Origin of the sequence: Ulvibacterium marinum (assembly GCF_003626755.1) — a bacterium.
GTDB lineage: Bacteria > Bacteroidota > Bacteroidia > Flavobacteriales > Flavobacteriaceae > Ulvibacterium > Ulvibacterium marinum.
In genome coordinates, this window is sequence record NZ_RBCJ01000001.1 from 667,698 (window position 1) to 681,739 (window position 14,042).

Below are 14,042 nucleotides of genomic sequence, written 5' to 3' on the forward strand. Positions count from 1 at the left end.
AAAATCTATTCCAAAAACAACTAGTGTTCATGCTTACCCAGAAGTGTGAAGTCCAGGTGCCTCTTTATCAAATCTGTTTTTTTCACCATTACTATTACTTCGTCACCAAGTTGATACATTTCTTTGGTTCGCTCTCCCACCAATGCATACTGCTTTTCATCAAAGATATAATAATCACCTTTTATATCACGTATACGCACCATTCCCTCACATTTGTTCTCGATAATCTCAACATAGATGCCCCATTCCGTAACACCGCTGATTACACCTATAAATTCTTGATCCTGATGATCTTGCATAAATTTAATCTGCATGTATTTAATGGAGTCCCTTTCCGCATTTGCGGCTAGGTTTTCCATATCCGACGAATGTTTACAACGTTCCTCATAAAGCTCGGTTTTTAAGGATTTCCCTTCATCCAAATAATGTTGTAAAAGTCGATGTACCATAACATCCGGATATCTCCTGATGGGCGAAGTGAAATGGGTATAGTAATCAAAGGCCAAACCATAGTGCCCGATATTTTCAGTAGTATAAATCGCTTTGCTCATGCTTCGTATAGCCAAGGTATCTACTAAATTCTGTTCTTTTTTACCTTTAACATCTTCCAAGAGTTTGTTTAATGAGGCACTAATGGATTTTTTGTCCTTGAAATTCAGCTTATGTCCAAATCGAGAGACGATGCCGTTCAACGCTAACAATTTATCTTCATCCGGATTGTCATGTACCCTATACACGAAAGTCTTTTTTGGCTTCTGTTTTCCTATATATTCTGCAACTTTCTTATTGGCCAGTAACATAAATTCCTCAATAAGCTTATTGGCATCTTTTGCTTCTTTAAAGTATACGCTTTCGGGTTCATTATTTTCAGTAAGGTTGAATCGTACTTCTACCTTATCAAATGAAATAGCGCCCATTTCCATCCGTCTTAGTCGCATAATCTTGGCTAAATCATCCAAAACCAAAACTGCTTCTACTATTTCATCAGAGACTGAATATGCATTTTCCCGAATCGATATTTCCTTGGGAATACTCGCTTCTTTGTTTTCTATAATATGCTGTGCTTCCTCATAGGCGAAACGTTCATTGGAGTTTATTACCGTACGACCAAACCATTGATTTTTAAGCTCAGCTTTTTTAGTCATTTCAAAAACAGCGGAGAAAGTATATTTTTCTTCATTGGGACGTAGGGAACAGGCATTGTTGGATAAAATTTCTGGTAACATAGGCACCACCCTATCCACCAAATAAACTGATGTAGCCCGTTCATACGCCTCATCATCCAAAATGGTATCAGGCTTTACATAGTGGGAAACGTCGGCAATATGTACACCAATTTCATAGTTTTCATTATCCAAGATCCTAAAGGATAGGGCATCATCAAAATCTTTGGCGTCCTTTGGATCAATCGTAAAGGTAAGGGTATCCCTCATATCCCTTCGCTTTGCGATTTCCCCGGTTTTTATAGTGGTATCCAACTTTTTTGAAAAGTGTTCCACTTCCTTGGGAAATTCATAAGGGAGACCATATTCCGCCAAAATAGAATGGATTTCCGTATTATGTTCCCCAGGCCTTCCTAGTACATCAATAATTTTGCCGTATGGCGAATCCGCTTCCTCTGGCCAATCGGTAATTTCAACAATTACCTTATCGCCATCATCAACCTGTAAATTCTTTAACCTTTCTTTTGGTACAAAGATATCCGTATACATACCCATGTCCTTAGGCCGGACAAAGGCAAAATTCTGCTGGATATCCACTATTCCTACGAATTCGGTTTTAAACCGCTCCAATACACTGATAATTTCCCCCTCTAACTTCTTTCCCTTTCTACTTGGAAAAACATATACTTCTACCTTATCCTTATTGAAAGCCCTATTCAATTTATTATATGGGACAAAGACATCCTCATCCATTCCTTCGATTATCACATAAGCGTTTCCTCTTCCTGTGATATCCACAATCCCATTAAGATGTGATTTGGAAGCTTCAATGGCCTTGTAATTGCCTCGCTCTACTTCCAATATCCTCTTTTTTTCCTTTAGCTGCCCCAATCTTTTAATAAGTACATTTCTATCTTGGGTATCGGTAAGTCCTATTTTGGAGGCTATTTGTTTATAGTTGAAGCTTTTCTTCGGTTCTCTTTCAAGTACGGTAAAAATACCTTTGGTAATTTCATTTCTTCTATGATTTCTCGCCTTCTTCTTTCTTTTTGACATTCATTTTTATTTGCGTCGAAAATTACGAATTATAATCCACTACCAACTTTTCATATGCGTCCAAAAAACATTTTGAAGCTTATTAACAGTATTACATACTATTAATCTTAATTTTTTAAATATTGAAATAAAAATGATGATGATAATGGTATGTTAATAGCGGGTAAAAATAAAATGCATGGAACTTGTTTTGAACCGAATTAATTTTTTATTTACAATTTTTACCATTGCCTTACTTTTCAAAATCAATGGATTATCGGAGTTATCAAAGTAGGTTGATAAACCATCTTAACATGTTTTTTTTGAAAAGTTAATGTTATTTTAATGTTAATTAGATTGCAAAACGGACTTATAGAATGCTGTTATTTTTTTACATATTATTTATTCATTTTAGGAATTGTTTCGTAAAGCGAATTCTAAAGCAAATTCCAAAATTTTAAATCCATCTTTTTTGCTAATCTTATCAACAGGTAATGAATTAGTAATTACAGATAATGAACAAATAGCAAAACATTTTAGATTTATTATGCTAGCTCCGTATTTTGTACATTTGTTTACAAATCAAATCACTATACCATGAAGATATCCATAGGAAACGACCACGCCGGAACCGAGTATAAGTTGGCAGTAATCGGGCTTCTAAAATCAATGGGGAAAGAAGTGATAAATCATGGGACGGATGGAGCTGATGGTGTGGATTACCCAGATTTTGTACATCCAGTGGCAGAGGATGTTGAAAGCGGCAAAGCCGATTACGGTATTGTTGTTTGTGGTAGCGGCAACGGTGCATCTATGACTGCCAATAAACATCAAAAAATACGTTGTGCCCTATGCTGGAACAAAGAAATAGTGGAGTTGGCCAGGGAACATAATGATGCCAACATCCTTAGTTTGCCCGCTCGGTTTATTTCACTGCCCCAGGCATTGCAAATGGTAAAGACTTTTTTTAGCACGGAATTTGCCGGTGGACGTCATGAAAGGAGAATCGAAAAGATTCCGTGCAAGTAATCAATCTACCCAAAGATTTTATCTTTTTTTTGAACATAAGTAATGGGGCATACACATCATAATCACTCCCACTCCCATCCTGATGTAAAAGGTAGAAACCTTATTATTTCCATACTTCTAAATATACTTATTACGGTTTCACAGGTTATCGGAGGGCTAGTTTCCGGAAGTCTGGCCCTACTTTCAGATGCACTTCACAACTTTAGCGATGTAATGTCCCTCGTTATAAGTTATATTGCCAATGTGCTTTCTAAAAAGGAGGCTTCCACAAACAAGACTTTTGGTTATAAACGTGCGGAAATAATCGCGGCATTTGTAAACTCCGCTACACTTATCGTTGTCGCTATTATTTTGATAAAGGAAGCCGTTGAACGTTTCTTAACTCCCCAGGAAATAGAATCTGATTTAGTGATTTGGCTGTCCTTATTGGGAATTGCCGCAAATGGCTTTAGTGTTTTTCTTTTGAAAGGTACTACAAGCAACAATATGAATATGAAATCGGCCTATTTACACTTATTAACGGATATGATGGCTTCAATTGCTGTTCTTGTTGGGGGGCTGCTTATGAAATTTTATCAGGTGTATTGGGTGGATACAGCCCTAACTCTGGCTATAGCATTGTATCTTATTTATATGGGATACGATCTTTTAAAGAATTCAACAAGAGTATTGATGTTGTTTACTCCTCATACTATACAGGTTCAAAAAATTGTGGAAGCTATTAAACGGATAAGGCACATCCGAAATGTACATCATGTACATATTTGGCAATTAAACGACAGTGAGGTACATCTTGAGGCTCATATTGATTTCAAGGAGGATATAAAATTATCCGAGTTTGATATTATTTTGGAACAAATAGAAGAGGAGATGTACCATGAATATGGTATCAATCACGTAAACATTCAACCGGAATTTGGTAAGTGCGATAGTAAAAATGTAATTGTTCAGGACTAATGCTACATATCTCCGTAAAAAGATTTCAGGAGCTTTCCAATACAGAGTTATACGGAATTTTACAATTGCGCTCCGAGGTTTTTGTTGTTGAGCAGCAATGTGTTTATCAAGATTTGGATGGGAAAGACCAAAAGGCACTTCACGTAATTGGCCATAATGGAGGAAATGTGTTGGCCTACACGCGTATTTTTGGCCCCGGGGATTATGTGGAAACTGCCAGTATTGGTAGGGTAGTGGTCAGGGCATCAGAACGTAAATACGGTTATGGAAAGGAGATTATGAAGGCATCTATCAACGCCGTTGAGAAGCATTTTGGCGAGAAAAAAATACATGTTTCCGCTCAATTATATCTGGAGCGCTTTTATCATGAACTCGGATTTGAACAAATAGGGAAGGGATATCTGGAAGATGGAATTCCGCATATAGGAATGTTAAAGCAATGAACACCACCGATTACATCTAAGTCATTGCTACTGGCTGGGGTATTTTTTATTTCCCTTAAATCTTTATGGGTTCCTTGTTGGTGAGATTAATTTCTTCCAAAAGCTTATCCGTAAATTTGTAGTGTCCTCTTGTGGTTATGATTCGGAACCGGTCGGATTTCATACGGCTCAAAGCGTCCAGAAACAACCACTTTGTCTTTAGCAGACGAGATTTTTCGGATTTTAGACTAATGTCAAAGAAATACTTCATGCCGTTTTTCACGGCAACAATATCCGGTGTAATTCGGTTCCCACTCTCTTTTCTAAGATAGGATTTTGGGCATTCATAACCCTCTAAATCAGCTTTGATATTCTCAAAACCTGTGGCCTCTAAATGATGGATGGATTTTTCTAAAAACTCCCTGTTCTCTAACTTTTCTAAGTTTATCATAATGGATAAAATAGAAGAAAAAAACTACAATTCCAAATTTTAAACACTGATTAACAGTAGTTTATGACTTAAAATAACACGAAACAGACAGTTCTCCTTCTCTGTTTTTCACTATTATTTAGCCATAAAAGTCTACATAAATCAACCAATAAGGGTCATTTCATTCAAGGTGAATTCTTCAATGGCACCCTCTGTAGCTTTTCTATAATCTGATATATGGGAATTGTTAATGTGTTTTTGCCACAATTCACGAGAACTCCAATTTTCATAGAACAAAAAGAGATTTTTGTTTTCATTATCCTGGTGCAGGTCATAATTGATACAACCCTCTTCCTTTCTGGTAATTTCGATTAATTTGAGAAGTTCATTTTTAACGAATTCCTTCTTTTCAGGTTTTACCAAAATTCTTGCGATAACTGTTAATTGATTGTTATTCATAGTTTTTAAGATATTTTAATTTTCAAATTTCTTTCGGAAGTACTAATGTGAGTGATTTATTTTATTACGAAGCGATTCCGCTATATTACCTACTACCCCAATTACTAGCGCATTACCCATAAAAAAAGCTCTTTTGGTATCAGAAATACCTTCCAACTTGGTATGGTTGTCCGGGAACATATTTAGACGTTCCAATTCTACTGGGGTCAATCTTCTTAACCCTTTTTGGGTGTGTATTACGTGTTTAAACCGAGACGGACTTTTGCCGCCTTCACCGGTAATAATGGTACGTGATGCATTGTCCAAGGAGTCCGGAAAAACCATCCCTCCCTCGCTATAATTATACGTAAATCCATTTTTGGCCGTTCTTACTTCTTTTTTGGCACCTTTAAGATATTCCCACTTTGGAAAGTCTTGTTGGGAAATAAAGAAATCTTCTGTAACATCGCCATTTTGAAGCACGTCACCCAGGAATATTCGTTTTCCTGTATAGTTTGGAATGGTTTTAATCGTAAACACTTTGCCATTTATGAAGACCCCAGTATTCTGAAAAGGGGATAACTTCTCGCCTTTATTGAAGTTATTGGAGATTGAAATAAGGTCTCCGTCCAAAACAAAGGAATTAATTGGTTGGGAAGGTTTTTCGATAGGAAATGCTTGGGCCATCGTTCCAGTTTGGTATAGCCATTCGGATTTATCCACATTTTTCAAAGATTTAAAAATAGAAGATGACTTGTGATAACCTAAGAAAAAAACCCTTCTCCTTCTTTGAGGCATTCCGTAATCCGCCGCATTGATGATACGCCATTCTACTGCGTAACCCATATTCTCCAGACTTTTGAGCATAATAGCAAAATCTCTGCCCCGCTGCAAAGAAGGAGATTTTAATAAACGATCCACATTTTCAAAAAACAAATATTTGGGTTTGTTCTTCTTTTCCGAGAGTATGCGATGGATGCTCCACCATAGAACCCCTTTTTTTCCAATGAGTCCTTTGGAGCTTTGTAGTGTGGTCGCTACGGAATAATCTTGACAGGGAAACCCTCCCACCAATATATCGGCATCCGGAATATCTGAAGTAGGTACTTCGGCAATATCTTGGTTGCTATGGTTTTTGCTTCCAAAGCGTGCTTCATAGACCATAGAAGCATGTTGTGTCTTAGTGCCAGGTTCCCATTGGTTGCTCCAGACTATCTCATAAAAACCTGTTTTCTCGAGACTTAGTCTAAATCCACCAACCCCGGCAAATAGTTCTATGACCTTAAGTTTTTCCATCGAGGTTAAAATTAGACAAAAAGGATAAATTAAAAATGCAAAAGACTCCTTCCAATAGAAGGAGGCGGGGATAGGACAATATCCTTATTTTTACCAAAAATTAATCTAATGAACTTAAAGCGCAATTTCTTTTTAATCGCGGTGGCACTATGTTTTTTAGCAGCTTGCGAAGTAAAAAAAGAGGAGAAAGCACCACTTCAGGGACAAATATTGGCTATTAAATCAGAATTTGCCCCGGACAAACGTGTTGCTTTATTTGATGTTGAGGTATTAAGGAAGAACGATGTCCATATTTTAAAAGGGGAGAGCGACTTGCCCAACGCTATCAAAGCGTTTAAAGAACAGTTGACCAAGGAAAACATTGAGTTTGTAGATAGTATACAACTTTTGCCTGCTTTGGATTTAGGAAAGGAAACCCAGTCCGTAATCAATATTTCAGTAGCCAATCTTCGGAGTCATCCGAAACACTCTGCCGAATTGTCGACCCAGGCCACTTTGGGCACACCGGTAAAAGTATTGAAAAAGGAAGGAAGCTGGTATTATATCCAGACGCCGGACAAATATCTATCCTGGGTAGATAATGGAGGTATCGAATTGATGGATTCAGAACGGGCCGACCAATGGATGGCCAACGACAAAATCATCTACACGGAGATCTATGGACATTCATACAAAGACCTTGACAAGAAACAAGTGGTATCCGATTTGGTGGCAGGCAATGTTTTGGAAGTATTGGGAGATTCAGATGTATTCTACAATATACGTTACCCAGATGGAAGACAAGCCTATATTTTAAAGGAAGAGGCACAAGATTATGAGGAATGGCTGGAAAACTTGAATCCAACCGTGGAAGATTTGGTAAACACCTCCCATACCTTAATGGGAGTGCCGTATCTATGGGGTGGTACCTCTACAAAGGGAATGGATTGTAGTGGATTTACAAAAACCATCTATTTTTTAAATGGCATGGTGATTCCTAGGGATGCCTCACAACAAGTACACACCGGAAAACCGATAGATTCTACCCAGAATTTTGATAATCTACAAAAAGGGGATTTGCTCTTTTTTGGAAGAAAAGCTACGGACTCCACTTCGGAAAAGGTGGTGCACGTTGGCATGTGGATAGGCAACAATGAATTCATACATGCGTCGGAAATGGTTCGTGTTAGCAGTATGAGCGAGGATGCTCCAAATTTTGATGAGTGGAACCGCAATCGGTACCTTCGTACCAAGCGGGTTTTAAGGGAAGAGGGTTTGATAAACTTGACCCAGACCCCTTTGTTCAAGGACTAGAAGCCATCTACTTAATTTTTATTGGAGTTGACTGCATGTACACGCTATACCATTTCAGGCACTCATAATGAAGAACCAAAGACTACCTTCAAATGTTCTCCGTCAGGCTTTCTTTTTTTACTAAGCAGGCTTACTACAATATAGGTAAGCATCGAAATTGCAAATGCGGGAATTATTTCATGGATATCTTCCCAACCCTCAATATTAAACCGAAAGGCAAAACGCCAAACAACATTCACTACCATTCCCATAATCATCGAGGTCATTGCCCCTAAGTCCGTTCCCCATTTTAGATATAGCCCGCCAAAAATAGCAGGAAAGAAACTCGCTGCAAACACTGCTCCCGCAAAAGCCGTTAATTCCACGATACCTGCCATCGGAAATAAGGTTAGGAGATATACCAGAACACAATAGAAACCCATAAACCATTTGGTTCTGGGAATGATTTTAGTTTCTTTCATGGGTTTTACCACATGCCAAATATCTTTTACAAAAGCGGTTCCTATGATAATTATGACCGAGGCCAAAGAAGACATTCCCGCCGCGAACAGACCGGCTACACAAATACCGCTGACTAACTTGTTATCAAACTTGTCCAACATAAAGCCAACAACCTCATCCGTGTCCTTAATCAGATACGCGGCTTCTTCAGCCGAAGCCATTCCATGTACAAGAGCACCTAGGCCCATTACACAGACCAAGGAAATTCCAAGAAAAACAGGTGTCCATATCATGGCAAAACGCATACTTTTTGCATTATTCACGGAATAAAAGCGAATAAGATTTTTCGGTTCTGAAATCTGTTTCATCCCAACGGCCAACCCTATGCCCAAAATATATAAGAATGATACTAACTCCCCGAAAGTTACCAACCCTGATTTCATGGGTATCCCTTTCTTGGTCAAATGGTTTGTTTGGCTAATGGATTCCATCAAGTTGTCTACTCCTCCAGCATAGAAAAACGGAATGGCCAACATTAAAATGGCAACTCCGAACATGATAATGCCTTGAATGGCATCTGTCCAAAGTACGCTGTACATTCCGCCCCAAATGGTGTAGGCACAGGTAATGGCGATGATGGCAAAAGCCCCATATTCATAGGGAATATCCAAAACGGAAGTGAGCACATGGGCACAGCCTTTGGCGATACCCACCATATACCATAGTGTGGCAAATAGGATAATAAGTGCTGAAAGCACCCGAATGCTTTTAGCCAGCGTACTCTTGTAGCGCAAGTGAAAGTAATCCGGTATGGTAAACGATTTTAAACGGGCTGTCTGGAAACGCATCCTAGGCCCCAACAATTGCCAGGAGATAATACAGAAAAAGGTCCATATGAATCCCATCCAAGCCCAAGAAAGTCCATACTCAAAAGATTTCCCTGCTTGGCCGATATAGGTGTTGGTACTGGCCGAAGTGGAAAAGAAAGCTAGGGAAATTACCCACCCTGGAATTTCCCGTTTTGCCACATAATATCCCTCGACTCCCTGATTGGCTTTTTTCTTAAAATACCAACCAATGTACAAACAGCCCAAGACATAAAAGATGGTGAGCAATAGGGTTACATAATGTTCTTGAAAATAAGCCATCAATGCTCTGGGGTATGGTCACTGTCATCTACGGTGATGTCCCGCCTTAAGACTAGTAAAGCATTGATGACAACTAAAACAATGATACCGATGTAGGGGAGAAGGGTCAGGAAATCCATAGTTTAATAAGACTTTTAAGTTGCTGTTTCAAGTTTTGGAATACTTTTAAAAAGCAAAGGAGCTTAAAACATTTTTTTCAATTCATTCTTTGTCACCTTGCCCAAAACGTTTCGAGGCAATGTTTTGCGGATTATATAGTTTCTTGGGATCTTATATCCCGGTAATTGTTCCTTCAACCATTCGGAAATTTTTTTGGTGTCGATGGCTTGATCCCTGGCAATCAAACAGGCGGATACTACTTCGCCCCATTCCTCATCGGGCAGACCTACTACAGCACAATCGTCAACTCCTTTGTACTTTCGTAAAACATCCTCAATTTCCAGTGCCGATATTTTATATCCACCCGATTTGATGATGTCCACATTATCGCGACCGAGAATTTTATAGTACCCATTGTTCAACATGCCGATATCACCTGTAATAAACCAACCATCTTCAGTAAATGCCTTTTTTGTCGCTTCCGGTTTTTGCCAATATTCCTTAAAAACACTGGGACCTTTGATTTGAAATTCGCCAGCCTCATTTTCCTTAACGGCCTTGTTACCCCCATCTACCAAACGCATTTCAACACCGGGTAAAGGTAATCCCACATGCCCGGGTCTTCTTTCTCCCCGATAGGAGTTTGATAGCCCCATTCCTATTTCCGTCATTCCATAGCGTTCCAATAAGGTTTGTCCCGTTATTTTCCGCCATTTTTCCAGTACGGGTACCGGCAAAGCCGCCGAGCCGGAAACCATCAACCGTAGTTTTGAAGCGGCTTTGGACATTTCTTCCTGTGCCATTTCGGAAGCACTATCCCAAAAAGCAATCAGTTTGTAGTAAATGGTCGGCACGGCCATAAATAAAGTCAATCGACCTGATTTAATAATATTCCAGACACTTTCAGCTTCAAATTTGGGTAAAAATTCGCAACAGGCGCCGCTCCATAATGCACAGCTCATCACATTGATAATACCATGTACATGGTGTAAGGGAAGTATGTTCAGGATATAATCGTGCTGTTGCCATTCCCAGGCACTCACGAGAGTTGTAATTTGAGCTTGGATATTGGCATGTGTAGTAACCACTCCTTTAGGTTTACTTGTGGTACCACTCGTATAAAGAATCATGGCCCTTTGTTCGGGATCAATATTTGGAAGCTGCGTAGAACGATTTTGCAAAATGGACTTCAAGGAAGCTATGGAAACCCCAATCCGTTTTTCCAGTGGAGATAAGAAATCTATATAATCCGTGTGCGCGATTACCATTTCCGCCTTAGTATCCTCCAAAACATATTGAATAGACGGTAGCGGATGCAGTACACAGAGGGGAACTGCAATGCCCCCGGCCATCCAAATGCCCCACTGAACTGCCGTGTATTCGAATGATGGGTGTACAAGGAAGGTAATACGAGCTTCTTCCAAATTGGGTTTTCCGCTCAAAAGATGGGCCGCAACATAATGCGCTGATTCCAATAATTGACCATAGGTATACGAGGTACCATTAGAGACCAAAGCCTCTTGTTCCGTAAAGCCTTTGGCTCTTTCAATTAGCTGAATCATGTACCAAGTAAAATCTATTGGGCAAAGCCGTCACGTTTTAAGTGTTGGAGGGGCTTGACGTCTACAAATCTACCGTTTTCCCCGTTCGAAACGATTCATCTGCGGCCAATACGATACGCAGACTGTTTACGGCATCGCGTAAATGATTGTCCAAATCCATGTCTTCGGTTATGGCCTTTAGAAAGTATTCCTGTTCCAAAAGGCAGAGCCCATCGTGATCAGGTTCATCCGAGGTGTCTATTAATTCGTCCGCTTTGGCAAAATTTCCGTTTTCATCAGTAGCCGCATGGTGAAGTTTCAAGGCCCCGGTCTTGGAATGATCATCTACACTATCACTATCCCCTTTGGCCTCGTCCACAATTGAGACACATCCTTTGGGTCCGATCACGTCCTTTACAAAAAAAGCGGTCTCGCTCATCATAGGTCCCCAACCGGCCTCGTACCATCCTACCGAACCATCTTGGAATCGCACCTGTAGCTGCCCATAATTATACATTTCTGTATCGATTTCATCGGAAAGCCGAGCCCCGATTGCGCTAACGCTTACGGGAACGGATTCCGTCATTAAACACATAACATCTACATAGTGAACCCCACAATCTACAATTGGAGACATGCTGTTCATCAGTTGTTTATGGGTGTACCAGTTGCTGCCAGAACTTTGCTGGTTCAGGTTCATACGCATGACCAAGGGTTTTCCAAGGGACTTGGCCACTTCCACGAATTTTGCCCAGGCCGGATGTACCCGAAGAATATAACCAACCACCATTTTCTTCCCTTTTTTTTGGACCAGATCCACCAAACTTTGGGCTTCCTCTACCGTTAAGGCCAATGGCTTTTCTACAAATACATGGGCGTTGGCATTCAAGGCCATCCGAATATATTCGCCATGTGTATCCGGATAGGTGTTTATGGATACGGCATCCGGTTTTGCCTCTTCCAGGGCCTTGGCATAATCTCCATAGGTAGGGTACCCTCCCAATTCTTGGGACAAGCGCTCCCTACTTTCAGGCTTTCTACTCACTAGACCAACGATTTCAAAACCCTCTAGTTGATGATAGGCTCGGGCATGGCTGGTTCCCATATGGCCGCAGCCCACGACCAAAACTTTTATTTTATCCATTTTTCGATTTTTGAGTGCTATATTTATTGGAAAGTTAACAAACCTTATGAAATTGACAATCCCTGCCGTAAGTAAGTTTTTGGGAATCGTTTTGGTTGTTGGAATGGCAGTACTGTTTTCCGGAGCAACCTTTCCTACCGTAGAGAAAATAGAAACACCTATATCAAAACCAAATATTCTTTTTTTGATTGCAGATGACTGGTCCTATCCACATGCTGGGGCCTATGGTGATTCCGTTGTCCGTACGCCAACATTCGATTTTTTGGCAACAGAAGGAGCCGTTTTTGAAAATGCGTATTGTGCTGCACCATCCTGTTCACCATCCCGGGCCAGTATTTTGCTGGGCAGGTATCCCCACCAATTGGAAAGTGCCGGTAATTTGTGGTCCGTAATTCCGGATAAATTCCCTAATTGGATGTCGCTCTTAACAGAATCCGGTTATCATACAGGAAAGAGTCGTAAAGGTTGGGGACCGGGTGATTTTAAAGCAGGGGGATATGAACACAACCCTGCGGGGAAGGATTACCCCGATTTTAAAACTTTTTTGAAAAACAAAAAAACAGATCAACCCTTTGCCTATTGGTTCGGCAGTAGTGATCCGCATAGGGTTTATGAGACGAATACCGGAGTAAAATCGGGAATGGATCAGGAAAGGGTTAGTGTACCTGGGTTTTTGCCTAATACACCATGTGTCCGTAATGACATCCTCGATTATTATTTTGAAGTGGAACGCTTTGACCGGGAATCGGGAAACATTATCAATGCCCTGGAGAAACAAGGTTTGCTGGACAATACGATTATCATCATGACCAGTGACAATGGCATGCCCTTTCCCCGTGCCAAGGCAACCTTATACGATTATGGTACACGGATGCCTTTGGCCATGTATTGGAAGGGACATATTCAAGGAGGAAAGCGCATTAGCGATTTTATGAACTTCATCGATTTTGGCCCCACTTTTTTGGAGGCGGCCGGATTGGAAATCCCTGAGGCGTTTAGCGGAAATAGTTTGTTGGAACTTTTTGAAAAGGGAAGCTCTACAAAATCTGACCGTAGTAAAGTCTTTCTGGAACGGGAACGACATGCCAATGTTCGAAAGGGAGATTTGAGCTATCCATCCCGCGCCGTGCGCACTAAGGATTTTCTGTATATCAAAAATTTTGAACCCGATCGTTGGCCGGCGGGCGACCCGGAAGTACACCAGTCGGTTGGACAGTACGGGGATGTGGATAATTCCATTTCTAAATTCCTGATTATGGCCATGGAAGGGAAGCCTTCGGACAAAGACTATTTTCAATTAGCCTTTGGCAAACGGCCCATGGAAGAATTATATATATTGGCCGATGACCCCTATAATTTAAAAAATGAATCCGAAAACCCGAAATACAAAAAGGTGCGGGATGAATTGAGTAAAGAAGTAAAAACATGGATGGAGCAAACCGACGATTTAAGGGTCAAGGAACCTCAGACCACCTATTGGGATAAGGTATTGTACACCCCAGATTACCAAATGAAGAATTATGATTTAGACGAAAAAATCAACGAATATCAGATGTTGGTACGTGATAAGGGTACGTTTAAGGAAGCCGCATGTATTGAGTAATCA

At 40.2% G+C, this 14,042-nt stretch carries 12 protein-coding genes; 5 read left to right on the forward strand and 7 right to left on the reverse strand.

Going from position 1 to position 14,042, the window contains the following annotated elements:
• Window positions 1-20 precede the first annotated feature (20 nt).
• Window positions 21-2,219, reverse strand: coding sequence for a ribonuclease R (rnr, locus tag D7Z94_RS02920; protein WP_120709999.1), 2,199 nt, complete (start codon window positions 2,217-2,219; stop codon window positions 21-23).
• Between the two features lie 576 nt (window positions 2,220-2,795).
• On the opposite strand from rnr, the gene D7Z94_RS02925 reads away from it, so the two are divergent.
• The 3 genes from D7Z94_RS02925 to D7Z94_RS02935 are packed head-to-tail and all read left to right on the forward strand — an operon-like array spanning window position 2,796 to window position 4,627.
• Window positions 2,796-3,227, forward strand: a complete 432-nt coding sequence (locus D7Z94_RS02925; protein WP_120710000.1) for an RpiB/LacA/LacB family sugar-phosphate isomerase — start codon at window positions 2,796-2,798, stop codon at window positions 3,225-3,227.
• Window positions 3,228-3,269: 42 nt separating this feature from the next.
• Window positions 3,270-4,184, forward strand: a complete 915-nt coding sequence (locus tag D7Z94_RS02930) for a cation diffusion facilitator family transporter (protein ID WP_120710001.1) — start codon at window positions 3,270-3,272, stop codon at window positions 4,182-4,184.
• Complete coding sequence (locus tag D7Z94_RS02935; RefSeq protein WP_120710002.1) at window positions 4,184-4,627, forward strand: GNAT family N-acetyltransferase; 444 nt, start codon at window positions 4,184-4,186, stop codon at window positions 4,625-4,627. Before D7Z94_RS02930 ends, D7Z94_RS02935 begins: the two co-directional genes overlap by 1 nt.
• Window positions 4,628-4,682: 55 nt before the next feature.
• Here the strand turns inward: D7Z94_RS02935 and D7Z94_RS02940 are convergent, their stop codons facing one another.
• The 3 genes from D7Z94_RS02940 to dcm form a co-directional block, all read right to left on the reverse strand.
• Window positions 4,683-5,057 (reverse strand): hypothetical protein, encoded by a 375-nt coding sequence (locus tag D7Z94_RS02940; protein WP_120710003.1) that lies wholly within the window; start codon window positions 5,055-5,057, stop codon window positions 4,683-4,685.
• Between the two features lie 141 nt (window positions 5,058-5,198).
• Window positions 5,199-5,495, reverse strand: coding sequence for a putative quinol monooxygenase (locus D7Z94_RS02945; RefSeq protein ID WP_120710004.1), 297 nt, complete (start codon window positions 5,493-5,495; stop codon window positions 5,199-5,201).
• Window positions 5,496-5,537: 42 nt separating this feature from the next.
• On the reverse strand, window positions 5,538-6,770 hold the full coding sequence (gene dcm / locus D7Z94_RS02950) for a DNA (cytosine-5-)-methyltransferase (protein WP_120710005.1): 1,233 nt from the start codon (window positions 6,768-6,770) through the stop codon (window positions 5,538-5,540).
• A gap of 108 nt (window positions 6,771-6,878) precedes the next feature.
• Here dcm and D7Z94_RS02955 point away from each other — a divergent pair, with 108 nt between their 5' ends.
• The gene (locus tag D7Z94_RS02955) at window positions 6,879-8,063 is read left to right on the forward strand and encodes a C40 family peptidase (protein WP_120710006.1); all 1,185 of its coding nucleotides are present in this window, start codon (window positions 6,879-6,881) and stop codon (window positions 8,061-8,063) included.
• Between the two features lie 62 nt (window positions 8,064-8,125).
• Here D7Z94_RS02955 and D7Z94_RS02960 read toward each other — a convergent pair whose 3' ends face one another.
• From D7Z94_RS02960 to D7Z94_RS02970, 3 genes are all read right to left on the reverse strand, one after another.
• A complete protein-coding gene (locus D7Z94_RS02960; protein WP_120710007.1) occupies window positions 8,126-9,652 on the reverse strand; it encodes a sodium:solute symporter family protein in 1,527 nt (508 codons plus the stop codon).
• 182 nt (window positions 9,653-9,834) lie between these two features.
• Complete coding sequence (locus D7Z94_RS02965; protein ID WP_120710008.1) at window positions 9,835-11,313, reverse strand: acyl-CoA synthetase; 1,479 nt, start codon at window positions 11,311-11,313, stop codon at window positions 9,835-9,837.
• Window positions 11,314-11,374: 61 nt separating this feature from the next.
• A complete protein-coding gene (locus D7Z94_RS02970; RefSeq protein WP_120710009.1) occupies window positions 11,375-12,436 on the reverse strand; it encodes a Gfo/Idh/MocA family protein in 1,062 nt (353 codons plus the stop codon).
• Window positions 12,437-12,482: 46 nt separating this feature from the next.
• Here D7Z94_RS02970 and D7Z94_RS02975 point away from each other — a divergent pair, with 46 nt between their 5' ends.
• A complete protein-coding gene (locus D7Z94_RS02975; RefSeq protein WP_211341739.1) occupies window positions 12,483-14,039 on the forward strand; it encodes a sulfatase family protein in 1,557 nt (518 codons plus the stop codon).
• The last annotated feature ends 3 nt before the right edge of the window (window positions 14,040-14,042 follow it).

Bases quoted from the DNA above. Each gene is read 5' to 3' on its own strand.
- D7Z94_RS02970 (WP_120710009.1), bottom strand. From the start codon at position 12,436: ATGGATAAAATAAAAGTTTTGGTCGTGGGCTGCGGCCATATGGGAACC.
- D7Z94_RS02965 (WP_120710008.1), bottom strand. From the start codon at position 11,313: ATGATTCAGCTAATTGAAAGAGCCAAAGGCTTTACGGAACAAGAGGCT.
- D7Z94_RS02930 (WP_120710001.1), top strand. From the start codon at position 3,270: ATGGGGCATACACATCATAATCACTCCCACTCCCATCCTGATGTAAAA.
- D7Z94_RS02925 (WP_120710000.1), top strand. From the start codon at position 2,796: ATGAAGATATCCATAGGAAACGACCACGCCGGAACCGAGTATAAGTTG.
- D7Z94_RS02975 (WP_211341739.1), top strand. From the start codon at position 12,483: ATGAAATTGACAATCCCTGCCGTAAGTAAGTTTTTGGGAATCGTTTTG.
- D7Z94_RS02945 (WP_120710004.1), bottom strand. From the start codon at position 5,495: ATGAATAACAATCAATTAACAGTTATCGCAAGAATTTTGGTAAAACCT.
- D7Z94_RS02955 (WP_120710006.1), top strand. From the start codon at position 6,879: ATGAACTTAAAGCGCAATTTCTTTTTAATCGCGGTGGCACTATGTTTT.
- D7Z94_RS02935 (WP_120710002.1), top strand. From the start codon at position 4,184: ATGCTACATATCTCCGTAAAAAGATTTCAGGAGCTTTCCAATACAGAG.
- dcm (WP_120710005.1), bottom strand. From the start codon at position 6,770: ATGGAAAAACTTAAGGTCATAGAACTATTTGCCGGGGTTGGTGGATTT.
- D7Z94_RS02940 (WP_120710003.1), bottom strand. From the start codon at position 5,057: ATGATAAACTTAGAAAAGTTAGAGAACAGGGAGTTTTTAGAAAAATCC.
- D7Z94_RS02960 (WP_120710007.1), bottom strand. From the start codon at position 9,652: ATGGCTTATTTTCAAGAACATTATGTAACCCTATTGCTCACCATCTTT.
- rnr (WP_120709999.1), bottom strand. From the start codon at position 2,219: ATGTCAAAAAGAAAGAAGAAGGCGAGAAATCATAGAAGAAATGAAATT.